We start from the raw sequence: 2,815 nt of genomic DNA, 5'->3' as shown, positions 1-2,815 counted from the left end.
GTACCATTCTCGTCAATTGAAAAAAATGTACAAGAAAAAACGAAAAGATTTAGGGCCAAACTTTTCACGTAATTATCAAAATGTGACTAATCCGTAATTACTCAAAAACCCGAAGTATATTACCGTTTAGTTCTGTGTTAAACGTTTTAAGCGGATTGTTTGTAATTGTATTTAAGGGTGCCCCGTTTTGATCAAATTCTGATCCATGGGTAGAACAACGAAAAATTCCTCCATTATCATCCAAAAATCTCACCTGATCTGTTTGCTGATGACTACATATCTGACTTGCTGCAACAAAATTCCCCTCAAGGTTCTTAACTACTACTACTTCATTCTTTAAGATAAAATCGCCATTATTCTGTAATCCTGACCCTTCCTGTGAATTAAGATCCACAGTGAAGTCAACACCAGTAGGTATGGGTTTCATTTCCACGTCTCCATCATCACTTGAACAACCATTAATACAAGGGAAGGTAAGCGCAAACGCCGCCCCTGCTCCCAGACTTCTTAAAAATTCTTTTCTCTCCATAACAATTATTTTTTAACATTTACAAGTACTTCAAAGCCCGGAATCGGGCTAAAAACAACTATAAAAAGAACGCTTCAAAAGAGTGATTCGTATACCTTAGTAGTTAAACGTTCCGTATTCGCTCTTAATTGTCAGCTTTTTTGAAGTATTTGGCTCTACATAGCCAACAATTTGGGCATCTACGTCAAATTCCCGGGAAATTGCTATCAGGTCTTTTGCAATGCTTTCATTCACATAAAGTTCCATCCGATGACCACAATTAAAGACCTGATACATTTCTTTCCAATCCGTACCTGATTGTTCCTGTATTAATCGGAACAATGGTGGTACGGCAAACATAGAATCTTTAACAATATGGAGCTTATCTACAAAGTGAAGAATCTTAGTCTGTGCCCCCCCACTGCAATGTACCATGCCATGAATATCTTTAGAATCGTATTTCTGAAGAATTTTTTTAATTATCGGAGCGTAGGTTCTGGTAGGAGACAGTACAAGTTTACCAGCATCAAGGGGAGAACCCTGGACAGCGTCTGTAAGTTTTACACTTCCTGAATACACTAATTCTTCAGGTACATGAGAATCATAGCTCTCGGGATATTTAGTGCTCAAATATTTTGAAAAAACATCATGCCTTGCCGATGTAAGTCCATTACTACCCATCCCTCCGTTATATTCAGTCTCATAGGTAGCCTTTCCATAGGAAGCCAAACCAACAATTACATCCCCCGGACAAATATTTGCATTATCTATAACACAAGTCCTTTTTAACCTTGCTGTTACCGTAGAATCAACAATTATCGTGCGCACCAGATCACCAACATCTGCGGTTTCTCCACCGGTACTATAAATAACAATCCCATGTTTAGCCAAATCTTCAATTAATTCCTGCGTGCCATTAATTATTGCCGAAATGACTTCACCCGGAATCAGGTTTTTATTTCTCCCGATAGTTGAGGATAGCAGTATATTATCTGTTACCCCTACACATAAAAGATCATCCAGGTTCATAATCAGGGCGTCCTGGGCAATACCTTTCCAAACAGATATATCCCCTGTTTCTTTCCAATACATATAAGCGAGTGAAGATTTGGTGCCTGCACCGTCTGCATGCATTACCAGGCAGTATTCTTCATCCCTGGTCAGGTAATCCTCTACAATCTTGCAAAATGCATTTGGAAATAGACCTTTGTCCATATTTTTTATGGCATTATGCACGTCTTCCTTTGAAGCAGAAACTCCTCTTTGGTCATAACGTTTGCTGGCAGATGAATCCATGGGTTTTGGTTTCCGCAAAAATAGGATAAACCACAAAAAAAGCCCACAAAATGTGAGCTTTAATTATATGCTTATTTAATAAACAATAGTTCCCGGTATTTTGTCAGCGGCCATGACTGATCTTCAATTAGTTGCTCCAGCTTATCGCAATGATATCTGATTTTATCAAAATAAGGCCGAACATTATCGCTGTAAGCAAAAGCTTTCTTATTCAGGTCCTTTAAATTGTTTGCGCTTTTTCTGGCATTGGTCATATCATCGGTATTCTTTTTTAATTCAACCATATGCTCTGCAATCTGTTCAATAAGAGTAAGATGACCTTCAGATAATTTTTTATGTGCCGCTCCATAAATCTCTTTTAAACCCAGAACATTTTTAATTAACTTATTTTGGTATTCAATAGCCGAAGGAATAATATGGCTATAAACTAAATCATTAAAGACCCTGCCATCAATTTGGGTGTGAAGAATATAAGTCTCTAATTCAACCTCCTGCCTCGCTTTAACTTCTATTGTACTCATTACTTCCAGGCTATTAAAAAGTTCCAGACTTTCTTTGGAAGTCATAACCTGAATCGCGGAAGGAGTAGTTTTGTTATTACTCAACTTCCTTTTTTTAGCTTCTTTTTCCCATTCAGCACTATAACCATCACCGTCGAAACGAATTCTTTTGGAAGACTTGATATATTCTCTTAATACATTAAAAACCGCTTCGTCCTTTTTTAATTTCTTTTTATTAATTAAAACATCTACTTCCTTTTTAAATGCCTTTAATTGATTTGCTACAATTGTGTTTAGAATGGTCATTGGTTTTGCACAATTGGTTTTTGAACCAACCCCTCTCATTTCAAATTTATTCCCTGTAAAGGCAAAAGGCGAGGTGCGATTTCTATCTGTATTATCGAGTAAAATCTCAGGAATCTTACCTACTACATTGAGTTTTAATTCCGTTTTCTCTTCCGGGGAAAGCTTTCCTTTGGAAACCCCTTCCAATTCATCCAATACATTACTT

The 2,815-nt window shown here is 37.2% G+C and carries 2 protein-coding genes and 1 pseudogene; all 3 read right to left on the bottom strand.

Going from position 1 to position 2,815, the window contains the following annotated elements:
* Nucleotides 1–97: 97 nt before the first annotated feature.
* A complete protein-coding gene (locus WBN20_RS05110) occupies nt 98–529 on the bottom strand; it encodes a ubiquinol-cytochrome c reductase iron-sulfur subunit (RefSeq protein ID WP_424280943.1) in 432 nt (143 codons plus the stop codon).
* A gap of 96 nt (nt 530–625) precedes the next feature.
* The gene (locus tag WBN20_RS05105) at nt 626–1,804 is read right to left on the bottom strand and encodes an AIR synthase related protein (protein ID WP_424273280.1); all 1,179 of its coding nucleotides are present in this window, start codon (nt 1,802–1,804) and stop codon (nt 626–628) included.
* Between the two features lie 71 nt (nt 1,805–1,875).
* Nucleotides 1,876–2,815, bottom strand: a pseudogene (locus WBN20_RS05100) (glutamine synthetase type III); the annotation flags it as partial.

Origin of the sequence: Eudoraea sp. (genome assembly GCF_049665975.1) — a bacterium.
Lineage (GTDB): Bacteria > Bacteroidota > Bacteroidia > Flavobacteriales > Flavobacteriaceae > Eudoraea.
Note: the sequence above shows the minus strand (reverse complement) of the source record. Positions and strands in the feature narration are given on the sequence as shown.

Coding starts and splice junctions, on each gene's coding strand:
- WBN20_RS05110 (WP_424280943.1), bottom strand. CDS start 529: ATGGAGAGAAAAGAATTTTTAAGAAGTCTGGGAGCAGGGGCGGCGTTT.
- WBN20_RS05105 (WP_424273280.1), bottom strand. CDS start 1,804: ATGGATTCATCTGCCAGCAAACGTTATGACCAAAGAGGAGTTTCTGCT.